This window comes from Pedobacter sp. V48, assembly GCF_000523515.1.
Taxonomy (GTDB): Bacteria; Bacteroidota; Bacteroidia; order Sphingobacteriales; family Sphingobacteriaceae; genus Pedobacter.
Genome location: NZ_AWRU01000006.1, coordinates 707,697 through 730,547, shown reverse-complemented (window position 1 = coordinate 730,547; position 22,851 = coordinate 707,697). Strand labels below are relative to the sequence as shown.

The 22,851-nt window shown below is 39.2% G+C and carries 14 protein-coding genes and 2 pseudogenes; 5 read left to right on the top strand and 11 right to left on the bottom strand.

The window, feature by feature from the left end:
* Window positions 1-10 precede the first annotated feature (10 nt).
* Window positions 11-1,462, bottom strand: a complete 1,452-nt coding sequence (locus N824_RS08310) for a DUF1501 domain-containing protein (RefSeq protein ID WP_048904630.1) — start codon at window positions 1,460-1,462, stop codon at window positions 11-13.
* Window positions 1,463-1,465: 3 nt separating this feature from the next.
* Window positions 1,466-3,787 carry a PSD1 and planctomycete cytochrome C domain-containing protein gene (locus tag N824_RS08305; RefSeq protein ID WP_048904629.1) on the bottom strand — a complete coding sequence of 774 codons (2,322 nt, stop codon included), beginning with the start codon at window positions 3,785-3,787 and terminating at the stop codon, window positions 1,466-1,468.
* Window positions 3,788-3,954: 167 nt separating this feature from the next.
* Between N824_RS08305 and N824_RS08300 the strand changes: the two genes are divergently transcribed.
* Window positions 3,955-4,263 carry a GNAT family N-acetyltransferase gene (locus N824_RS08300; RefSeq protein WP_048904628.1) on the top strand — a complete coding sequence of 103 codons (309 nt, stop codon included), beginning with the start codon at window positions 3,955-3,957 and terminating at the stop codon, window positions 4,261-4,263.
* 51 nt (window positions 4,264-4,314) lie between these two features.
* Here the strand turns inward: N824_RS08300 and N824_RS08295 are convergent.
* The 9 genes and pseudogenes from N824_RS08295 to N824_RS08255 form a co-directional block, all read right to left on the bottom strand.
* Window positions 4,315-6,720, bottom strand: a pseudogene (locus tag N824_RS08295) (glycoside hydrolase N-terminal domain-containing protein).
* A 106-nt stretch (window positions 6,721-6,826) separates the two neighbouring features.
* Complete coding sequence (locus tag N824_RS08290) at window positions 6,827-9,112, bottom strand: glycoside hydrolase family 95-like protein (RefSeq protein ID WP_052334080.1); 2,286 nt, start codon at window positions 9,110-9,112, stop codon at window positions 6,827-6,829.
* Window positions 9,113-9,409: 297 nt separating this feature from the next.
* Window positions 9,410-9,814: a hypothetical protein gene (locus N824_RS08285; protein WP_152542034.1), complete on the bottom strand. Its 405-nt coding sequence runs from the start codon at window positions 9,812-9,814 to the stop codon at window positions 9,410-9,412.
* Window positions 9,815-9,836: 22 nt separating this feature from the next.
* Window positions 9,837-10,064 carry a hypothetical protein gene (locus N824_RS08280; protein WP_048904626.1) on the bottom strand — a complete coding sequence of 76 codons (228 nt, stop codon included), beginning with the start codon at window positions 10,062-10,064 and terminating at the stop codon, window positions 9,837-9,839.
* Between the two features lie 143 nt (window positions 10,065-10,207).
* Complete coding sequence (locus N824_RS08275) at window positions 10,208-12,406, bottom strand: alpha-galactosidase (RefSeq protein WP_200869835.1); 2,199 nt, start codon at window positions 12,404-12,406, stop codon at window positions 10,208-10,210.
* Window position 12,407: 1 nt separating this feature from the next.
* A complete protein-coding gene (locus N824_RS08270; protein WP_161662277.1) occupies window positions 12,408-14,243 on the bottom strand; it encodes a beta-N-acetylhexosaminidase in 1,836 nt (611 codons plus the stop codon).
* Between the two features lie 122 nt (window positions 14,244-14,365).
* A complete protein-coding gene (locus N824_RS08265; protein WP_048904624.1) occupies window positions 14,366-16,771 on the bottom strand; it encodes a TonB-dependent receptor in 2,406 nt (801 codons plus the stop codon).
* Between the two features lie 79 nt (window positions 16,772-16,850).
* Entirely contained in the window at window positions 16,851-17,453 is a 603-nt protein-coding gene (locus N824_RS08260; RefSeq protein ID WP_048904623.1) for a sterol desaturase family protein, read from the bottom strand.
* Between the two features lie 102 nt (window positions 17,454-17,555).
* Entirely contained in the window at window positions 17,556-20,090 is a 2,535-nt protein-coding gene (locus N824_RS08255; RefSeq protein ID WP_048904622.1) for a BamA/TamA family outer membrane protein, read from the bottom strand.
* 124 nt (window positions 20,091-20,214) lie between these two features.
* Between N824_RS08255 and N824_RS08250 the strand changes: the two are divergent.
* From N824_RS08250 to N824_RS08235, 4 genes and pseudogenes are all read left to right on the top strand, one after another.
* Window positions 20,215-21,150: pseudogene (locus N824_RS08250) on the top strand (ring-cleaving dioxygenase).
* Between the two features lies 1 nt (window position 21,151).
* Window positions 21,152-21,781: an alpha/beta hydrolase gene (locus N824_RS08245; protein ID WP_048904620.1), complete on the top strand. Its 630-nt coding sequence runs from the start codon at window positions 21,152-21,154 to the stop codon at window positions 21,779-21,781.
* Between the two features lie 25 nt (window positions 21,782-21,806).
* Window positions 21,807-22,523, top strand: a complete 717-nt coding sequence (locus tag N824_RS08240) for a pirin family protein (protein WP_048904619.1) — start codon at window positions 21,807-21,809, stop codon at window positions 22,521-22,523.
* A 9-nt stretch (window positions 22,524-22,532) separates the two neighbouring features.
* The gene (locus N824_RS08235) at window positions 22,533-22,832 is read left to right on the top strand and encodes a hypothetical protein (RefSeq protein WP_048904618.1); all 300 of its coding nucleotides are present in this window, start codon (window positions 22,533-22,535) and stop codon (window positions 22,830-22,832) included.
* Window positions 22,833-22,851: the final 19 nt, after the last annotated feature.

The window sequence follows — 22,851 nt, the reverse complement described above, 5'->3', positions numbered from 1 at the left end:
AAAATATGCTTTATACTATAATGTCATTAATTACTTTACCGGCTACATCTGTTAGTCTGTAACGACGGCCTAAATGTTTAAATGTGAGTTTCTCATGGTTTAGTCCAAGCTGATGAAGAACTGTTGCATGAAAATCGTTCACATGAACAGGATCTTTTACAATATTATATCCAAATTCGTCAGATTCACCATATACTATGCCTGGTTTAATCCCACCTCCAGCCATCCAAATGCTAAAACAGCGCGGATGATGATCACGCCCATAGTTATCCTTGGTCATCGCGCCCTGACTATAATTAGTACGGCCAAATTCTCCTCCCCATATCACCAATGTTTCATCAAGCAGTCCTCTCTGTTTCAAATCGGTTATTAAAGCTGCCGACGCCTGATCTACGTCTTTAGCTTGCCCTGCCATTTCATTTGGCAGATTGCCATGTTGATCCCATCCCTGATGATATAACTGCACAAAACGCACCCCGTTTTCGCTTAACTTACGCGCGAGCAAACAATTGGCAGCAAAAGTTCCCGGAACCAAACAGTCGGGCCCGTAAAGTTTTATAATATCGTCAGGTTCTTTAGAAAGATCGGTGATTTCAGGTACGGCAGTCTGCATTCGATAGGCCATTTCGTATTGTTGCACTTTGGCATTTATCTCCGGATCACCAAACTCCTGATACGACATTTCATTTAACTCGGCAAGTTTATCCAACATCTTTCTTCTTTCAAACCTGTTCAGTCCTTCCGGATCTTTTAAATAAAGTACCGGATCTTCGCCACTGCTAAATTGAACCCCCTGGTGTGTTGAGTCCAGAAATCCATTAGTCCAGAGTTTGGAGTATACCCCCTGCCCATTACCTTTTCCGCGCGACAACAATACCGTAAACGCCGGCAGATTTTTGTTTTCACTACCTAAACCATAGCTGAGCCATGCACCCATGCTTGGTCTGTTTCCTTGCTGCGCCCCGGTTTGAAAGAAAGTTAGCGCCGGATCATGATTTATCGCTTCAGTAAACATAGATCTGATGATACAAATATCATCTACAACCTTTGCAGTATGAGGGAACAAGTCACTAATCCATGCTCTCGATTCACCGTATTGCTTAAAATCATAATATGAACCTACCAAAGGGAAAGAGGATTGATTAGCCGTCATACCGGTAAGGCGTTGACCTGCTCTAATGGATGCCGGAAGCTCCTGCCCCATCATTTCTCTTAGCTTAGGTTTATAATCAAAAGACTCCAGTTGCGACGGAGCACCGTTTTGAAACAGATAAATTACTCTTTTGGCTTTAGGAGCAAAATCAGGAATACCAGGAGGAAGTCCTGCCTCTTCAAAACTACCGGTAAACAGATCCGGAATTAATAACGATCCCAGTGCAACACTCCCTAGTCCCAAACTTAATTTTGAAAGGAAACGGCGTCTGTTAAAATTAAGGCCATGCTCCAAAATATTCTTTTCCATATATCAGGATTTTGTAATGGTTTCTTCTAAATTATATATTGCTGCTATTACTTCCATCATTGCGGCAAGTTCAGTTTTATTGGTTTTCTGAGAGAGTGGATACTCTCCAACTGCCAGAACTTTATCAGCATTTGATTTTTGCTTAAACACCTTCAGCTGATCTGCATAATACGATGCCAGCAGTTTTATTTCTTTATCCTTTGGTTTTCGGCATACAATCTTTCTAAATGCTGTGCTGATTTTCGATTCGGCTGTTCCCTTCTCCTGTAATAACCGATCTGCCAAAACACGCGAAGCTTCCAGTACAGTCGGATCATTCATCATGACCAATGCCTGTAGCGGAGTATTGGTATTTAATCTTTTCACCTCACACTGATCTCGGTTACTGGCATCAAAAATTCCCATGGTAGGCGGTGGTACTGTTCTTTTAATAAAAGTATACATACCTCTACGGTATAAACTCTCCTTATGATCTTGCTTATAACTAGCTAGTATTCCACGACCAGAGGTAGCAGCTTCCCAAAGCCCTGCTGGCTGATATGGTTTAACACTTGGACCTCCTATGGTATTCACCAACAAACCACTGCTTGAAAGTACCACATCACGAACCAATTCTGCTGGAATACGGTAACGCGGCGCTCTTGCTAAAAGGATGTTATCCGGATCTGTTTTTAGTTTTTCAGGCGAGACTACAGCCGATTGCCTGTAGGTTGCAGATAATGTAATTTGTTTTACCAAACGCTTGATATTCCAACCATGGTTCATGAAATCAACCGCAAGCCAATCCAGCAATTCCGGATGAGAAGGTAGTTCTCCCTGCATACCAAAATCTCCGGAGGTTTTAACAATACCGCGACCAAAAAACTCCTGCCATACCTGATTTACAAATACCCTTGAAGTGAGCGGGTTTTTCTTATCGAACAACCACTGGGTTAATCCTAATCTGTTTTTAGGATATTTCTCGTCGAATGAAAGTAATGATTTTGGAGTTCCTGCCTTTACTTCTTCTCCATGCGCATCATAAACACCCCTGTTCAGCACATAAGTTTTACGAACCGTGTCCTGATCACCCATCACAGAAACGATTAACTTACCTGTATCCTGCTTATTTATAAATTTCATGATGTCCTTAACATCAGCATTGCTGATTTCCATAAGCGGCTTTTTCGCATAAGTCTCCGGCCCACCAATAACCGATTCAAGACCTACCTCCTTTACATTATTAAAAAAGGCAAATACCTGATAATATTCTTTTTGCGAGAAAGGATCGTATTTATGATCGTGACAGTGAGCACATTCAAGCGTAACACCTATAATAGCTTTGCCAAAAGTATTGGTACGATCCGTAACATATTCAACGCGATATTCTTCATCAATGACCCCGCCCTCTTCAGTGATTTTATGATTTCTGTTAAAGCCCGTAGCTAAAAGCTGTTCTTTAGATGCATTAGGCATCAAATCTCCGGCAAGCTGCCAGCTCACAAACTTGTTGTAAGGCATATTTTCATTAAAAGCATGAATTACCCAATCTCTCCATGGCCATTGAGTACGGTAACCATCATCCTGATAACCATGAGAATCAGCATACCTGGCAACATCTAACCAGTGCAAAGCCATTCTTTCGCCGTAAGTAGGACTCGCCAATAAAGCATCAACCGCTTTTTCGTAAGCATTACTACTTGAATCAGCTAAAAATTTATCCATCATCTCAATAGATGGTGGCAAACCGGTGATGTCCAGACTAACACGCTTCAACAATCTTTCCTTATCTGCTTCAGGATTAGGTGCCATTCCTTTATGTTCAAGCTTATCCAATACAAAATAATCTATTTCATTTTTAGCCCATTTAGCGTCCTTAATCTTAGGCATTTGTGGTGCTTTTGGAGGAGTAAAGGCCCAGTGCTTTTCGTATTTAGCGCCTTGTTTAATCCATTTCTCTATTATAGAAATCTCATGAGCCGTTAATTTAAGGTTCGAGTTTTTTGGAGGCATCATATATGCCGAATCCTTGGATGCAATTCTTAAAAATACTTCAGAGGCATTCGGTTTAAACGGAACAAGAGCATGCGCCGATGGGTTTTCCTTTAATGCCTTATAAGCCTCCTCTGCAATATCCAGTCTTAAATCTGCTTCCCGTTTATTAGCATCGGGGCCATGGCAAATAAAACATTTGTCTGAAAGAATTGGTCTGACATTAAAATTGTAGCTAATGGTATCTGGCAGCTGTTCCTCGGCAACCTGAACAGTAGAAGGAGTGTTACATGCCTGAATAGCATATACAATAGCAAACAACGTCAGCGTTAAATAAAAAAGCCTACGGTACATACGATATCTATTTGGTTTCAATTGTACAGACAAGCTCTCACTTATCCGATTCTATAAATTTAAGATAAATACTTTAAATACCAATTATTATTTTTCTTAAAAAACAAGAAATGAAATTTTTAATGCTTAAATTGTTATGGCATATGCAACACTAAACACCACAGGAAATGAATGCAGAATTTAATGATGTAGCACTAATAAAAAATTCAGAAAAAAATAGATTTGAGCTTAAAACCGATGATTATGTGACTTTTATAGATTACAAAGAGCGTGGAAAAAAGATATGGCTGATCCATACTGAAGCACCCGAGGAGCTTAAAGGAAAAGGAACCGCAACTGCGATAGTTGAAAAAACATTAACCTATATAGAAGACAATGGTTACAAACTCATTCCCCTATGTCCATTTGTAGTAACATACTTAAAAAGACATAGGGAATGGAATAGAATTTTAGATGAAACCGTAGCTCCTTTTTAAGCCCACTTTAAAAAGTACTTGCTTCCTTTAGTGGTATTAAAGCTAACCACATTACCAGCTCCAGTATTTAATASCWMMKWTNKKAMSWGCNSTMKTGTRRRSANAAGTTCCAGCCGGTAACTGAATATAACATTCAGCTCCGCTTACAGACAATATCTCAGCTTTAGTTAATTTACTGTTCTTCCAGCTAAAACTAAGTTCAAAGCCATTTCTTGCACGCATTCCCTTTACATTACCGCTGCTCCAATCCGCATTTGTTGGCAACGCAGGCAATAAGCGGATCACCGAATGATTGCCGTTACTTTGCAATAACATTTCAGCAATAGCAGCCGTACCGCCAAAATTTCCATCAATTTGGAATGGTGGATGTGCACAAAACAGATTAGCATAAGTCCCCGCACCACTGACCATAGAAATCTTACTTCCCGCAACAGCAGGCGCAAGTAACGCTTTAAAAACCTTCCAGGCATGATCACCATCACCCAGCCTTGCCCAGAAGTTCACCTTCCATGCTCTCGACCAACCTGTACCTCCATCACCCCTTCTCTCTAAAGTCTTTCTTGCGGCAGCCATTAATAAAGGTGTTTCTAACTGTGTGATTTCATCATAAGGGTATAAGCCATACAAATGGGAAACATGGCGATGTGTTACTTCAGGATCTTCATAATCTCTAATCCATTCTTGAATACCACCTGTTCGTTTACTGATCTGATTAGGGGCTAACCGAGCTTTTAACTGCTGTAAGCTGTCCGCCCAGCTTTTATCTACACCTAATAGCTTAGCCGCAGCGATCGTATTGCTCATCATTTCTCTTCCAATCTGCATATCCATAGTAGGCCCCATTGTGGTTTGTCCCTCAAAACCATCCTCAGTTTTATAGGAGTTTTCCGGAGAATTTGATGGGGCAGTTACCAACCACTTGGTTATCGGATCTACGATTAAAATATCGGTATAAAATTTTGTTGCTCCTTTCAATACCGGATAAATTTCTGCTAAAGTCTTTTTATTTGGGTTATATAGATAATGTTGCCATAAATGACTGCTTAACCATGCGCCACCAGAAAGAACTGAACCCCACGAAGCATGCTCTCCTGGAGCTGTAAATCCCCATGGGTTTGCGATTACATGCGCTACCCATCCTGTGCTGTTATAATAGGCCTTTGCAGTTTTCTGTCCTGGTGCAACCAAAAATTTTGTGAACTCTATCAGTGGTTTATGTAGGTCAGCTAAATTTGTATTCTCTGCCAACCAGTAGTTCATTTGAACGTTTATATCTAAGTGATAATCTCCATTCCATGGAGTTTGATACTCTTCAGCCCAAATCCCCTGCAGGTTAGCAGGTAAGCCCCCGGGTCGAGAACTTGAAATCAAAAGGTATCGTCCAAAATTAAAATATAGCGCAGGTAACGTTACATCACGATCTCCATTAGCAAAACGTTCTAATCGCTCTGCTGTAGAAAGTGACGCAATACCGGCATCCTCTTTTTCCCCAAGCTGAATTTTGCAACGGTTGTAGTAAGCTTGAAAAACTTCAGTTTGCTTAGTTTTTAATGTTAACCATGGAAGTTTACCTGCCTCATCAACGTATTTTTTAGCTACAGGTAACGGTGCAGAACCACGTCGTGTTACATTTGGCCAGTTCATATCTGTTGCCCCACTAATTACAATAAGGCATTCTGTTGCCCCATCCACTGTCAATCCGTTATTTTTCGCAGTTATTTTTCCTGTCGATGAAATGGCTTTTGCAAAGGCCGCGAAAAGAATTCCTTTGTCTCCATCACCAGCAGGTAGTTGTCCTGTCATCGTAAGTCCATTTCCTTGTGCGGAAAACTCGGCATTTTCTTTTCTGCTTAACGACAGATCAAAGTTTAATCCTTTTGATTTGCTCGAAGTCAGGCGAATGATAATAGCTTGTTGAGGAGCACTTACAATTACTTCCTCTTTAAAGCTTACACCAGATCTGCTCCATTCTGTAATTGAAATGGCTTTATCTATATTTAATGTCCTTTTGTAACCCGTTACTTTCGCTGTTGTATCTCTCCAATTAATGAACATATCTGAAAGTATCTGGTAGCATCCAAACTTTACGTTTGCTCCATTACCAAAACCAGAACCAGCCCCAGCGCTTGTAAAATACTTTTGCAGCAGCCCTTGCGCTTCTTTATTTTTGCCTTCCTTCAGTAATTGCTGAATGACTGGTAAATGGGTCGCAGCATCAATCCTGTTCGGATTCTCTACCCCGCCCGACCACATAGAAATTTCGTTTAAAACAATCCTTTCTTTGTTTGGATTACCAAATACCATAGCACCTAGCCGGCCATTGCCAACAGGACTTGATTCAGTAAAATGGGTAGCTGGTGATTTAAATTTTACTTCCTGATCTGTCTGTGCGACTAGCGACAAACCACCTAAGGTGAAGCAGAAAAACGAAATGCAGGTCTTTTGGAATAAACTCATCTTTAGTACTTATTATATTTGGTACTCAAAGAAAGAGAATTACGGCCTTAGAAATTAGCTGCATTTGTCAAATTATTAAGCAATATTGGCATTCTAACGTGAGCGCTTATTCATAGCCATTTTTCAACACCAATACTGCACCTGGCTTAGCCGTCAATTCTACAAATCCATTTCCATCAGCTTTTACTTTAAAATCTTTGTTTGAGGCAATAAAATGAGTCTTAAATGGTAGTTTTAATTTTGTTACTCCACCTTTCTCCGAAACGATCCTAACTTCATCTACCTGTCCTCCTGTTTTTTTTGCACTTACAAGAAACGCACCTTCTGTACGCAAATTTTCAAATGAAGTGTCTTTCCATTCAGCTGGAACAGCGGGCATAATTTCAATAAACCCTGCATAACTCTGCAGGAGCATTTCTTGCAAGCCTGCTGCAAATGCAAAATTACCTTCAAGCGTAAAAGGTCTGTATTGAAATTTAGATAACCCTGATTTTGTTTGATCTCCATTTAAATGGAAGCTATTTATAGAGCAAAAAGCCCTGGCAAATATCTGTAGATCCTTTGCTGCGCCCGCTCCATCTTTTGCTCTTGCTTTAATATTTGCAAGCCAGGAGTAAGAATATCCACACCAATAATCGGGGCCTATTTTATCCAATAGCTGTATCGTATTCTTTATAATAGATTGAGCTTTCGGTCCATCTTCCCATTTTATTAGCCCTAATGGGTGGATAGCCATCATATGAGAAAAATGTCTGTGCGATTCTTTATAATCCAAACCTGGTGCAAATCTGAGCTCATCCTTGTCCGTTATAGAGAAATTATCAAACTCATTTAACAATTTATTCCATCGCGCCGCTTCGGTTTTCAATCCTAATTCAATAGCAAGTTCTTCTGCAGCTTTAAAGGTAAATTTCATTAAAGCAAGATCATAGTTAGTATTTTCCAAAAACCAGGCACTAAGATCGTTGTCGTTGATCTCCGGACTCGAACTAATTTTCAATTTCCTGTGTCCGTTTCCATCTTTAACCGTTATGTGCTCGAGAAACTGGGCTGCTCCTTTGATCCATGGGTAGGCCTTATTTTTAAGAAAAACCTTATCCATACTGTAGCGCCATTGCAGGTAATAATGCTGCCCAAGCCATGAAGAAACTGTTGGTGATAAAGAGTATTGAATCCATCCGCCCATTTCTGTACCATCCAGAGTCGTTACTCCAGGCACAGCAATACCGTCTGCACTAAAATAAAGCTTAGTATAGCGTTTATAGTTTGCCTTATTTTGCTCTAAATGATTAATATAACCCATTGCTTCATCAAGATGATTACCACTATAAGCAGGCCAATAACTAAGCTGAGTATTTAAATCATGATGATAATCGCCTTTCCATGGCGGTATCCTTCCGTTATCGGCAGTCCACACCGCCTGCAAGGAAATTGGAGGTGCATCCGCTCTTGCAACAGAGCCGAATTTATATTGTTCTAAATACCATTGTTTCTCAATCAACGTATCGGGTACATGAATTGCAGACTTACTCCAGAAAGTATTCCACCACCCTACATGCGTTGAAAACTCCTTATTAAAAGTAGTGGAGATGGCATTTTGAGTAATAGAAGCAGCTTTTTTGTTAGCAATCTTACTCGGATACTGAGATGAAATACTCCAAACTCCTTCAACAGTTTTACTGTCAGTTCTTTTCCATCTAACATTGATATCGTAACCAAACCCACCCCAGCCTTCCTGATGATAAGTTATGCTATTTCCATTTTGCTGAATTGTCCCCTGTTTATATCCCAATCTCGACAGGTCATCGCCACCTACCGGATCACCAGAAACTTTAACCGCTCCTTGGTATTTTGGTGCAATCAAATGTGGTTTAAAATCATTGCTTACATTTTCAAATCTAAACCAGCCCAAAGGCTTTACGGCATCAACAAAAGTTTTCAGAATTATGCCATTTGCCCAGCGCACTTCGCAAACTGCATCCTTTAGAGACAAATGAACACCTTCGGCCTGTCCCCAACCCTTGGTTTCAAATTCAAGAGCGCCAGCAGGTATTTTCGAAGGTGCAGGTTCTCTGTCGTAAGGTGCATCAAAATAGTCTTGTACAGGCTTATAATCCTTTTTATTTACCTGATCTATTACCCATTTATAACTAAACTCTTTCCTATGCAAGCCCTTCATTGGCCGCATATCCCAAACATCTACCCTATCCAAAGAGAAACGCAACCGTTCTCCTTTTTGCCAAATCAAGGCACCTAAAGTTCCATTACCCAGGGGAATAGCTTCATCCCATTGGGATGCCAGCTTATTGAAATGCAGATCGTGTTTCGGAGACTGCGCTATTGCAGTGATCGATGTAAAAATAAAGAGGAATAATGCAATTGTTCTGTTCATAAGATTTCCTAACCTGGTTTAAAAATAGGTTATTTTATTCTAAGTTTTGCATATCCTCCTCTACATTATCCTCTTCTCTGGTTTCTATAAATTCTGTCGCATGTTTGTTGCGCATAATCGGTAACACAGGTGGGGTACCACCCAATCCAATCCCAAAACAAGCTAATATTATCAATACAAYGANSTCCAACAAGACGCATTGTTTTCTTAAAGCGTTTCATAAAAAAAATTATAGGAAAAAGCCTTTCGGCCAATAAACCTCTCGTCAAAAAAAATAAATAGTCTTAGAAAATTAAACTATGCCGGGAGGCTTGTTTTTGGAGACGCCGGATAAAAAAGAAATCTCACAGCACATAGAGTGCCCAATAGAAAATCAATAGATAAAACTAGAAATGCATTAGCATTGAACTGAATATGAACAATGCTATTTTTAAGCATCAGGAGATTTCTGAAAACATATTTTAATGAAGAAATTTTGGAATAAATCCAATTGATCTTAGCAACAAAACTCTTGTAGAATATTTTATGGCCATTTGTTCCACTCTGATTTACGATCCTTTGTTCAGTTGGATATGCTGCTAAATTAACAGGAGAAATAACCTTGGCTATTCCTGATAACGCAAATAAATTTAAGAACATGAAAAGTCCAACTACCCAATGGAGTAGCAGCTCTTTATAATTCACAGACTTAATTTTCATCATATTGGATCAAAGATAGTCAATTTCAAAAACTTAACGCTGGTGTTAATTCTTCGCAATGAAAACCCTTATCTTTTAAGATATAATTAACCATCGGTGCACAAGGAACAGAGCTTACCACACTTAGTATTCTATCAATTCCCTCGGTCCTGAATGACCAATTGTTCTCTCCAAATATGATATCCATTATAGGTCTGATAGAAATCAACTCATATTTATCTTTTACCGAAGTTTTAAAACTAATTGTGTTCATCGCTTTATGATCTATCTAATGAATAACTTACCATAAAGATGAGGGTTATCACTAAATCATACCAGTTCTATCCGGCTAAAGCAGACAAAAAGCTCGACGAGTGGCCATAAAACATCGGTGAAAATTTCCAAACTATAATGTGATTATTCAATTTGCACCCAGGTATAGCTCTCAGGCTTAAGCGTACAGGTATACGATATCTCGTAATCTCTGTTTAATGTATACTTTTTAGCTACACCCTCCTTCTCTTTCAAAGTGGCAGTGCCGGTTAAACCTGTATAATATAATGGAACCTTTACGGTACGGGTAATTTCCTTTTTCGATGGATTGTACAGCATCATTAAACCTTTGGTTTTTAGGCTGGGGTTTACATGTAATATTCCATCCCAATCTCTCCCGTCAGCTCTTCTCAAATGGATAATTTCCGAGTTCAATATATCTCTGTATTTCTTATACCAATCAATCACCTTAATTACAGTTTGCTTGGTAGCATCCGTATCATATAAGCGCGGGCCCCGATAACAAGCTTGTACACCTGCTCCATAATACTGCATCATTAACTGTTCATAATCTTTTAGATGGTCATTTAAAGGTTCAAGAACGGCTTCGGCGCCTCCTCCCTGATAAACTGTTAAAGGAACAAACCCCCAACTCATAGACGAAGTTTTTTCCCATGTTCCATCAAATATATTCTGGCGGTTAAGGATCATCTGATTTGCTCTTGGTAATGAAAAATTCACCTCTCTGTAGCCTATTGCTATTTTGTGCGTACCATCCAGAAAATACCAGTCGGGCGCATTTATATATACTCCCTTTTCATTTAAGGAACGGTATAAATCTTTCTGAATTTCCATTTGCTTCCATTGCGAGTCCTCCAGTCCTTTATGTCCAGGATGTGTTGTTGAAGCACATACATCTCCCGGATACGGGCCATCATTTTCCCAAATATCGAAGCCGGTATGCGCATAAAAAGTCTTTATCTTATCGCGGTAACCCAGTCCCCATTTACTGCCAAAACATGGTGCATTGCCAAAGAAAGCTCCGCCTGGTTTACCGGTTTTAGGACTTATTACGTCATCTTGGTCACTTATTTTTCTGGAGCTAAACAACGAATAACTCCCGATAAATACTTTTTTACTATGTGCATAATCTGCCAGGCCCTTCCATTTTTCAATATTAGCAGCAGAGGTGTCTTCCATATTACAATGACTTCCGAAACTTAATATTAATGCTTCGTAGCCGGTTGCGGCACATTGATCTATCGCTGTACGCACCTGTTCATCATTTTTGCTAACCAAATGCATAAAAATTGGATTCGCTGTAGTCCATGGTGCTATTGCATTGTACATTTTACGTATAGTCAAACCTCTCCTCTCCCTATCGTAACTATCCATTAAAAGCTCATGAGTACGTACGGATTTAAAAACACCGCCTTTCTCCAGTTCAATACCGGGAGCTTTATCAGGATAAACTTCCAATAAACACGGTGTTTGATAATCGTAGTTAACTTGCGAGGTGTACGTCGAGTCAACCTTCCAATGGGTCGTTTGATCGCTTAGATCGTATCGCATTGCATTATTAAAGGCATAGTTTGTTTCCAGGTAAATACCTTGTGGTTTGGCCATTTTTTCTGGCGATCCAACTACAGCGCTTTGCTCTTCAACCATGCCCAAAACTTCACTAATTACGCGGTCAATCTTAAATGCTTTATCAGATTGATTTTGAACTGTCAACGATTTTACAATCAAAGGTAAACCATCATACAATTCGTAGTTTACACTTACCGTTAAGCCCTTCAGTTCATCAGCTCCTGCTTTATAAAGAAAAGATACCACCTTACCGCTAGGCGGCTGATTGTTGCTTGCCCAAAATTTACTTTTCCATTTAATAAATGGCGAAATTGGTTTTATATCGAAAGAAACGAATTGAAAAGCATTCTTATCAGCAGTAAAACCATCAAGCCATTCAGGCAAAAGGTAAGCGTTTTCCTTTTGCCCCTTTAAACCTCCAACTTCATAGTCTTTTCCGTTAATGGTTAAACGGGCTTCTGCTTTTACAGACCTTAGCAACTGTCTGCCATTTATCAGATTAACATAATCGATACAGGCCACATTAGGTGTTATCCTAAAGACCCTTTTGGTCAATCCATTTTCAAGAATTACATCCTTATCTGACTTGTAAATAGCAGCTTTATATGATGCCGAATTTAATAACCAATCTGGTTTCGATGTATTCTTAACAGATTGATTGCCCTGTGCATTTGCATTACTTAATTGACCTGTTAAGATCAGTGATATGCAAGCTAAAGCATACCTGAAATTCAGAATATTCAATCGTATCATTCTATTTTGCTTGTTTAACAGGTTTAGGAAAATAGTCGGTAGAACTTTTACGTTTGTTGTTAAAAAACAATGCGTAGCGGATTACCTGTCCTTTTTTCAACACCACTGGTTGTTTATAAACAGACGACTGCTCATTAACATCGGATCCGTCAGTTGTATATCTGATAGTACTCGCCTTTGTAGGATCATTAAGTGTTACTTTAACACTGCTGTCCGGGTTCACAACTGTTTGACTTATTGCCACGGGAATTCTAAACTGAATTCCCTGTTTATCATATCGTTGATATTGAGTACTCAACCTGCCCTTGAAATCCTCGAAATTCTTCAACGCTTTTGGTGTCCAGTCAATTTCAGCCAATGCCGCAATACGAGGATAAACCATATATTCAAAATAATCTTCTGTTCCAATAAACTCAGTCCATAAATTCCCTTGCGCGCCTAAAATGTGCTTTGCTTCAGTTTCGTTTAATGCTGGATGTACTGGTTCAAAGGCGTATACACTATCAATTGGCACCCAATAGCCAATAGCCATAGGTTCGATTTTAGGATCAGCCTGGTAGCCGTCAATATACAAATGTGAGTATGGCGACATGATTACATCATGCCCACTCTTAGCGGCCTTCAAACCACTTTCAACTCCCAGCCACGAATGTACCGTAGCATTATCTGCAAGGCCTCCCTGCATAATTTCTTCCCATCCAATTATCTTTTTCCCTTTACTATTGATGAATTTTTCCATTCGCTGTATAAACCAGCTTTGTAATGCAGCCTCATCTTTCAAGCCTTCCTTTTTTATACGTGCCTGACATTTAGGGCAGGTATGCCACGCATCATGCGGAGCTTCATCTCCACCAATATGAATATATTGAGATGGAAACAATGGCATCACTTCATTTAAAACATCTTCCAAAAATGTAAATACGGTATCATTACCTGCGCAATAAAGATCTTTAGAAACTCCCCATACTTTTCTCACCTCAAATGGCTTTCCGTTCTCAAAACTAACATCCCCACAAGCCAGATAAGGATAGGCTGTAATGGCCGCTACTGAGTGTCCTGGCATTTCTATTTCAGGAATCACTTCAACAAATCTCGATGTTGCATAAGCTACAACTTCCTTAATCTGTTCCTGAGTATAATAGCCGCCATATTTAATACTGTCAACATCTTTCTTTCTGTTTGGACCAATCTGTGTTCCATTTCTGTAAGCTGCAATTTCCTGCAGTTTCGGATATTTTTTTATTTCTATTCTCCAACCCTGATCTTCTGTTAAATGCCAGTGAAACTTGTTTAATTTATGTTTAGCCAACTGATCTATAAATTTCTTGATATAGTCAACAGAAAACATATGGCGACAATTGTCCATCAGCATTCCCCTCCAGCTAAAACGCGGTTCATCTTCTATATAAACACAAGGCAACTTTTTAGCTCCATTAACTGGCACCAGTTGTAATAATGTTTGTATGCCATAAAAAAGGCCATTTTCGGTTCCTGCTTTAATGGCAACTCCGTTTGCAGTTACCTCCAGCACATATCCCTCTTTTGAGGTAACTTTTGAGTCAATATTAAGACTAATGGTTTTTGCTTTTCTTTGCATCCACATGCCTGTACGCAGTTCAGGTTTAATACCGGCAGTCTCTTCTATCGAAGACTGGGCAAACATTGCCAGGTCTTTTAAATTAGCAGAAGGGTAACTGATGTATACATTCTTGTCTAGCGTAAGACTTCCTTTTCGCACTTCTAATTTCGCCGGTAAAGGAATTATAGAAATTTTGGATTGCGCAGATAATTTGAGGGTGCAAATCATCAACAGAGCTATTGATAACAGTCGGTTCATGTGTGGGTATTTGGTCATTTAAAATAAAACAGTTATTGCTTAGTTTTGTAAACTAATGCTAGTTAACTGTTTTATTTTAAAATATCAATCTCATACGTTGCGCAAACCTTTGCGTAATTTCACTAAAACTCTATTCTGTAATTTATGGTTGGTATGATCCCGCCCCACTTAGACGGTTCTATAATACGCTTGCTGGAATTGTAATGCATCCCGACTGTGTTTTCTTTGTTCAATAGGTTCTGAATATCCATAATAAGCAGATGGCTAACCCTTTTACTGTTGATACGGTAACTGGCTGAAAAATCTACACGCACGTATGGATCAGCTGTTAATGTATTAACCCTATTTTGATCTATCACCTCTTCATCTAACCTGAAAGATTCTTCAACCAAGATCGGAGAATACTTTCGGCCTCCGGCATAGATCAGCTTTGCATTTAGGCCGAAAATATTGTTTTTTCTTTTTCCTGAAATCCATTCCTTACCGGCCAAAAGATTCCCTACATACCGCGTATTAAATGAGGTATTAAATTCTCTGTTGCTCAGCGCCTTAAATTTGGAATCGAACAATGAAGAAGTAATAATAAAATAATAGCCCTTGCTTAATGATTTTTCAAGTGAAAGTTCAATGCCATAGTTTTTCCCCGTCCCTTTATTCACCAGAGCACGATAAGATGAAGAAGAAATGGCAGAATTATCTGAAACATTCAGTAGTGAAAAATTCACCTCCGGATCAATAGAAACCGGCACATCATACAGATGCTGATAGTATATCTCTGTTTTAAATTTCAGGTTTCCACCAAACAGCTTTTCATAACCCAGCACGGCCTGTGCAGATTTGGTGGGACTAAGGCTTTTAGTAGCGTCTGAAGGATTTAATACAGTTTGATCTGCACTCCTCGCAAAATAATAAGAGAGTGGCTCCAGGCGACTGTATAAACCAGCACCGAAAGACAGTTGTTGCTCTCCTGCAAGCAGTAGGTTTAGCCCAAGTCGGGGCTCTATACTCCAACTCTCACTCAAATTAAAATAATTAGCATGCAGACCGGTATTTAGCGTGAGCTGACTATTCAATTCTGTTTTATACTGTACAAAACCATCGTAACTGCTTGCACTCCCTTTCTGATTAATAAGTTCCTTTAATGCCTTTAACTCAGTGTTATAATGCTGCCCATATAGATTATAGCTTAAAAAACTCGCATTAACACCTGCCCGCACCACATTGGCCTCATTAATTTTATAGTTCATGGTTCCTGCATAGCGTATAGAACTATTGGTATACCTGCTTTTATCCTGCAAGCTGGCTTGATAATCTTTGTTCAGGGTATCAATATTATTGGAACTGCGATTACCCGAATAAGAGATGATGTTGTTGAAATAGAGTTTATTACTGGCTATATAAAGGTGCTTTAGGCCTATGCTACCCACATCATAGCCATACTTCATATCATACTCATCCTTTCTTTCTTCCCATTTGGTATAATCTCTGTCAGCATCTTTATTGAGGTTGCTCAATCCTCCTATTCCAAACAGTGAAAATGTTCCGGCTTTCTCTGTAGGTACTACGAAATTAAACGACAGATCCTGATACTTTGGAACGCCCTCATCGGATACCTTAATACCTGCCTTTTCCAGTAAGCTTAAAGAAGAATAACGGTAACTGATCAGATAAGAAGCATCGCTTCCTTTTTTAAAAGGACCTTCTAAAGTAACGCCTGCTCCTAGTATACCAACATTAAAAGCATATTCACGTTTATCAGTATTTCCCTTTCTGAATTTTAAATCGAACACCCCCGATAATGCGTTGCTATATTCAGCAGCCAAGCCTCCGGTATAAAAATCGGACGTGCTTAAAACGGTAGTATTGATCATACTAATTGCGCCGCCCGAAGCGCCTTCACTTCCAAAATGATTAGGGTTGATGATCTCGACACCTTCCAATCGCCATTGTAAACTTTTTGGAGAATTACCTCTTACGATAATGTCATTGTTGTCGCCACCGGCTACAACACCCGCAAAGCTTTGCGCCATCCTTGCCGGATCAAAAAAGGCACCGGCATAACGATTTGTTTCTTCAGGTGAAAAAGAGCGACCACTTGTCATTGCCATCTGGTTCAAAGGTTTTTTACCGGAACTGGCATTTACCACAACTTCACTTAAGTTGTTGGCTTGTGCCTCCATTTCTAGATTAAGGATGGGCTCTTTGCCACTTGTAACCAAAAGTTCGGATAATACAATTTGCTGATGTCCTGTTAAGGTGGCCTGAAGTACCTGACGGCCTAAGGGAACACCTGTTAAACGAAACACACCGTTTTCATTGGTACTTACGCTTTTAACAGCTAAACTGGAAGAGAGTTTAATGGTAACTCCCGCTAGCGGAAGTCTGCTGCCTTTGTCTACCACCGTTCCTTTAATGGTCTGGGTAATCGTAGAAGTTTTACGGTTTAAGGAATCTTGATTCTGGGCTTGCACATAAATGCTTTGCAACATCAAAGCAATAAGAAACACAGGGAGGAATTTTAGCGTCATAATGGATTTGTTTTATCCTATGACACTCCTCTTTTACTTTACCCCTACGCGGAAAAAAAATTAAAGTCTTAGCAGTTTATTATCTGGTACCAAAAACTTTATCCCAAATATCAGATGTCACCCCATATTTCGTTGTAGAGTCATCATAATGATGCAACATGTGCTGTTGCTTAAGTTTCTTCCAAAAAGCGTTTTTGAATTGCGCATGGTGCAACATATAATGCGTCATGTCGTAGCAAAGGTAACCGAAAATAAATCCGGCAAAAAAACCTTCAAGCATGGCCGGAGCAAGTAACCATTTAAAAAGAAAGAAAAATGCCAGTGCCAGTGGTATGCTTGCAGAAGGCGGCATTACCAGTCGTTGCGCATCGTTTGGGTAATCGTGATGAACACCATGAAAAATNARSTRARWTCKKWWRMCCCATTCAGACTTTGGATAAAAATGAAAAACAAAGCGATGAAGCACGTATTCCGTTAAAGTCCAGATAAATAATCCTAACAAAAAATATCCAAGAAAACCTAAAATTCCATTTGCACTGAATGATACCCAGGAGAAATATCCTACAACCGGAACATACACAATAAGCGGTACAAAATATGGCACTTTAGATAAACCCTCAAAAAGTGGGTTTTTAAACATTCTAATAGATTCTCTAGAATTAGATACAAAATTCTTCTTCATCACAACTAATTTTTGATGGTTTTCAAACGAGAGTTCTAAATTACGGCTTTTCTTACATTTCCCGTTACCTAAAACAAGTAATTTACCAAATTTTGATACTTCTTAATATCTGAATTTCATAGCTACATAAGGATACCAGCCCTCATTTGAATGCCCCATTACAAAACGAAACACGGTTAGTGATGCCGGAGCGAAATATAAACCGGCACCGTATCCCTGATGCCAAACATCAGACGTTTCTACTTTTCTCCATACCCTGCCCACATCATGAAAACCCAATAGTCCAAATTGCCCAGGCAGTATATAGTTCATAAAATTTGCCACTTTTACCCGCAATTCTAAATTATTATATACGCTATGCTGGCCACCAAATCTAAATTCTCTGTACCCAAGCAAATTACCCTGTCCTCCCAGAAAACTGGATTGATAAAATGCCTGTTTACCCACCGTCACACCCCCACCAATTCTGTCCGTTAAAACAAACCGGCTTCCTTTATCTATCTTTTGATAAACTGAGAAGGATGCACTCAGCTGTGCCATAGAATTCGACTCGCCATTTATCCCTTTATAAACCTGTAATTTACTTTCTAAGAAAGTGCCCGAAGTAGGCAAAATATCACTATTACGATTGTTGTTTGTAAAATTTGCAACTAATCCTGCATACAACTTGTCTTTTGTTATGGTTGCACTATCTGGCGAATGCAACTCGGAAGTATTGTTAATGAAACGGCCCTCATTATCATCTTTACTGTACCGGTAATACTGCAGTGACGGTCCTATACTAAAGGTAGATTTTGACATCCTCCATCTTATAGATGGATCTATCTGAAACAAACTAAATCTTGCACGATAATATCTTACAAAACCTCCGGTTTTATTAAAAGTGGTTTCATTACCTAAACCGTAAAAGTTCTGCGAATTCTCGGGGGCAAAAGCATCCGCTTGTAATACAATATCTGCATTGCCTAAAACTTTAAACATTTCTCCTCTATAGTTGAATCTAAACCCGGATGTTGCAAAAGAGTGCAAAAATGAGAACGAATGTGTACTTCCATAAGGCAGTTTCCTAAAACCGGGTTGGGTAATTTTATATGATAAACCAAGTAACACCCTGTCATCAATATTGTAACTGGCATTTAAAAGCAGCATCTTTCTTTTATAAAGGTCTGTGTACACAAAGTGAGTGTTAGAGGTGTCGTTATCCAACCGCTTAAGAAACTTGTTTGTATTCCCCGTAAAAGCGATGTTGTCATCTTTACCGTAAACCCGGATTTTGCGAAGCGAGTTTTCTACATGAAATGTTTTTTTACCCTCAACACTAATTATCCTTAGTTTAATAGCTGAGGTTTTATTATTTAATATTAAGCTATCATTGCCATCTTTCACGTATAACCTAATTTCTCTGGTTACTTTTGGATCGAAAGTTCTATTAAAAATAACATCCTTAATATGTCCTTCCTTAGATATTTTACGGATTGTTACATTTAAAGCCTTATCAGCAGCATCTGTTATATTGATTAGCTCATTCTTATTACTAGCCTGTATATCAACTATACTATTTATGAAGTGATAGTACTTACTCATCAATTCAGGAAGGTTCTTTCTTCTCTCTTTAAGCTGGGCCAGTATGCTATCATGGCGAAGAGAATATCCAGGTTCAGGTAGTTTTTTAAGCGCCTTTTCAAACACCTCATCGGTTAAAGAAGCACAAAAATCCTTTACCACCTCGTTCCACTCCTTCTCATCTATCCCGGAAAACCATCTTCCATAAATGGCTCTTCCTTCCCAAAAGAACCAGTTAATATCAGGCAGGCTTCTTTCATACCCCTGTATCATGGGCAAAAGCCATGATGATTGCGCATATCTTGGCACAAGGCCTTCCGACAAATAAAAGACCTGATCTCTGTCTCTCGGAATGGGAAGATATTTCATAGTTCCATCAGCATTCTTCTCTGGCTTCCATCTCCATTGATCTTCATGCCTATCCCAATCTCCCAATAAGGCATCCAATGCTTTTGCTTTTAATAATGCCCGTCCATCATAAATGTTGTCATTATCATCTGTCAACTTGCGCATCATTTTCTCCGAATTATCAGTATCACCTACGGGTTCTCTTTCCTCCAGTAAACAAAGTGTATTCTGGAATACCTTGGCAAATTCACCTAATCCGGTATCTGGTAATACCCAACCAATCATCGGATCGCTGTGTGGCACATTTACAGCATCTGCAATATCAGGGACTGCCAAGGCCGAGAATGGATTCTGAGCCGACATATTGTCTTTCACTACCGTACCTGCAAACGTTCTTCTGAACACTTCCGGCAACAATATTTCCGGGAACTTCTCTACACTTCTAAGCACCCACTCCTTGCCCTGTTTATCTACCAGTCTTAAAGAATGCGACTGGTTGCCCCCGCCCCTTTTGACAGGTGTTAACCCACCTTTAATTTCCGATATTCTGATAATGGGAACTTTTGTACTCATTGCATACTCCTTGCGGTAATTTTCTCCAAACAAAAAGCGATGAAACTTACTTACACTATCGTACTTAGGGTAAATTTTAATACTTATGGAGTCTTGCGCACTTGACACCAAGCTAGCCGACAATAAAACAACGGAGAGGATGAATCTAATCATACTTTAATATCTAAATATAAAGCTACGCATTTCTTAATCTATGGTAAGATTTAAAATAAAAGTTCCCCCTAAATTTGTAGTGTTATTTAAGAATTAAGTAATTAAACCATTAAAATAGGTAGCCATGAACAACAGAATTTTAGGCCTGCACCACATCACTGCAATTGCAGGAAACGCAAAAAAGAACTATGATTTTTATACCCGAATACTAGGTTTACGATTGATTAAAAAAACAGTAAACTTCGATGACCCACATACCTATCACTTTTATTACGGTGATGAACAAGGAACACCGGGAAGTATTTTGACATTTTTTCCATGGGAAGGAATTATGACCGGCCGACGGGGCTCAAGACAGGTAACCGAAATTGGGTACAGTGTTCCCGCCGGGAGTTTAGAATTCTGGCAAAACAGGTTAGAAGAAAACAATGTAATCTACAATAAACCTGCTGAAAAATTTGGCGAACGGTATCTGACTTTCCTTGATCCTGATGGATTAAAATTTGAACTGACTGAAGTTAAAACTCCTGATGCAAGGGTACAATGGACCACCCCTGAAATAGGCAAAGAAAATGCAACCCATGGTTTTCATCATGTAACTATAACAACCAATAAAATGGATGGTACTGCTAAAGTTTTAACAGACATTTTTGGATATAAATTGGAAAAAACTGAAGTAAACAGGTCCCGTTTTGTTAYWSATNCWKTAACCTACGCCGCCATTGTTGACCTTGTTGAGGCCCCTGGTGAAGCTGTTGGTCATGTTGCAAGCGGATCTGTGCACCACGTTGCCTTCAGGGTTAAAGATGAGGCTACTTTAATGTACTTTAGAGATAAGGTTGTGGCAATGGGTTTGAACATTACAGAAAAGATTGATCGTAACTATTTCTATTCTTTATACTTCCGCGAACCAGGTGGTGTACTTTTTGAAATTGCTACCGATAATCCAGGTTTTACCGTTGATGAAGCTTTAGAAGAATTAGGGTCAAACCTTAAACTCCCTGCTCAATATGAAAACATGAGGGCAGAAATTGAAGGCATTTTACCTAAAATAAACTAACATGTATACACACAATAAAAATATTATAACCGCAGGTATTCCTGTTGCTGAGGCTAAAAGAGCTATTGTTTTTTTGCATGGCCGCGGATCGACAGCTGAGGAGATCATTTCTTTAAACAATCATTTAAAGGTGGACGATGCAGCTTTATTTGCTCCCCAAGCTAGCAATAACAGTTGGTACCCGTATAGCTTTATAGCTCCTGTTGAACAAAACCAACCGGCTTTAGATTCCGCACTTACCGTGATTAAAGAACTTGTCGGCGAAATTATCTCTTCAGGAATTCCTCAAGATAAAATTTATTTTGTTGGATTTTCACAGGGTGCATGTTTAACGCTTGAATATATTACCCGAAATGCGGCCAAATATGGCGGTACAGTTGCCTTTACTGGCGGATTAATCGGCAAAGAAATAAACATGAGGAACTATAAAGGCGATTTTCAACAAACGCCAATATTGATAACAACGGGTGATCCTGATCCTCATGTTCCGGTAAGGAGAGTTGAAGTAAGCGAGGGTATCCTTAAAAAAATGAATGCAAAAACTTCTATGAAGATTTATGGCGGAAGAGTTCACACAATTAGTCAGAAAGAAATCGAATTGGCCAGGCAACTCATTTTTGACGGAGTCTGATCAGAATTTGCTTAATAAAATCAAAATGGCACAAACAATATTACATACCGCTGCAACGCGTACACTTGCAGATCATGGCTGGCTTAAAAGCTATCAGACTTTTAGTTTTGGCATGCAGTATAATCCTGAAAGAATCCAATTTGGCGCCTTAAGAGTGCTTAACGACGACTGGGTCAATGGAGGAAAAGGATTTGGAGAGCATCCTCATGATAACATGGAGATTATTTCCATTCCTCTTGAGGGAGCCTTACAACACGAAGACAGCCTTGAAAACGTAGCGGTTATTGAAGCGGGAGAAATTCAGGTAATGAGTGCCGGCACCGGGATTTACCATAAGGAGTTTAATAAAAACAGAAATGAACCGGTAAAATTTCTTCAGATCTGGTTGTTTCCAAATCAACGCAATGTAACACCAAGGTACCACCAGGAAAGATATGATACTTTGATGAAACCAAATCAGCTCACTCAAATCTTATCTCCAGATAAAGATGATCAGGGTGTTTGGATTTATCAGGAAGCCTGGTTTAATATTGGTAAATTTGATAAGGGGATCAAAACAGATTATCATTTTAAAAACAAAGACAATGGCTTATATGTATTTGTAATTAAGGGCGATGTAAAAATTAGCGATCAAATCTTGAATGAACGAGACGGATTCGGCATCTGGGAAACTGAACATATAGCCATTGAAGCAATTAACGATACGGAAGTCCTTTTAATGGAGGTTCCAATGAATTATTAATTAGAGTATATGAAAAAGACCGAGGTTTTGGTGGTTTGCACCCATCAGGAAATTCTAAATACAGTTGTGAGGCTGGTAAATTCCAATACTGAAATGAGTGCAATAGGTGCAAATACCCTGGAACAGGCAATTACAACATTTAGATCGGCAGACTTTGATTTGGTTTTGGTGGGGGCAGGATTAGAAAAGACTGAAGAAACAGAATTAGAGCAGGTGATCAGAAAAGTAAATCGCAAAATCCCTATGGTATTTCATTACGGTGGCGGAAGCGGTTTGTTGTTTACCGAAATCTATGAGGCTTTAAAATAGAGAAAGGGCCTGTATCACA

Bases quoted from the DNA above. Each gene is read 5' to 3' on its own strand.
- N824_RS08310 (WP_048904630.1), bottom strand. From the start codon at position 1,462: ATGGAAAAGAATATTTTGGAGCATGGCCTTAATTTTAACAGACGCCGT.
- N824_RS08305 (WP_048904629.1), bottom strand. From the start codon at position 3,787: ATGTACCGTAGGCTTTTTTATTTAACGCTGACGTTGTTTGCTATTGTA.
- N824_RS08300 (WP_048904628.1), top strand. From the start codon at position 3,955: ATGAATGCAGAATTTAATGATGTAGCACTAATAAAAAATTCAGAAAAA.
- N824_RS08290 (WP_052334080.1), bottom strand. From the start codon at position 9,112: ATGAACAGAACAATTGCATTATTCCTCTTTATTTTTACATCGATCACT.
- N824_RS08285 (WP_152542034.1), bottom strand. From the start codon at position 9,814: ATGATGAAAATTAAGTCTGTGAATTATAAAGAGCTGCTACTCCATTGG.
- N824_RS08280 (WP_048904626.1), bottom strand. From the start codon at position 10,064: ATGAACACAATTAGTTTTAAAACTTCGGTAAAAGATAAATATGAGTTG.
- N824_RS08275 (WP_200869835.1), bottom strand. From the start codon at position 12,406: ATGATACGATTGAATATTCTGAATTTCAGGTATGCTTTAGCTTGCATA.
- N824_RS08270 (WP_161662277.1), bottom strand. From the start codon at position 14,243: ATGAACCGACTGTTATCAATAGCTCTGTTGATGATTTGCACCCTCAAA.
- N824_RS08265 (WP_048904624.1), bottom strand. From the start codon at position 16,771: ATGACGCTAAAATTCCTCCCTGTGTTTCTTATTGCTTTGATGTTGCAA.
- N824_RS08255 (WP_048904622.1), bottom strand. From the start codon at position 20,090: ATGATTAGATTCATCCTCTCCGTTGTTTTATTGTCGGCTAGCTTGGTG.
- N824_RS08245 (WP_048904620.1), top strand. From the start codon at position 21,152: ATGTATACACACAATAAAAATATTATAACCGCAGGTATTCCTGTTGCT.
- N824_RS08240 (WP_048904619.1), top strand. From the start codon at position 21,807: ATGGCACAAACAATATTACATACCGCTGCAACGCGTACACTTGCAGAT.
- N824_RS08235 (WP_048904618.1), top strand. From the start codon at position 22,533: ATGAAAAAGACCGAGGTTTTGGTGGTTTGCACCCATCAGGAAATTCTA.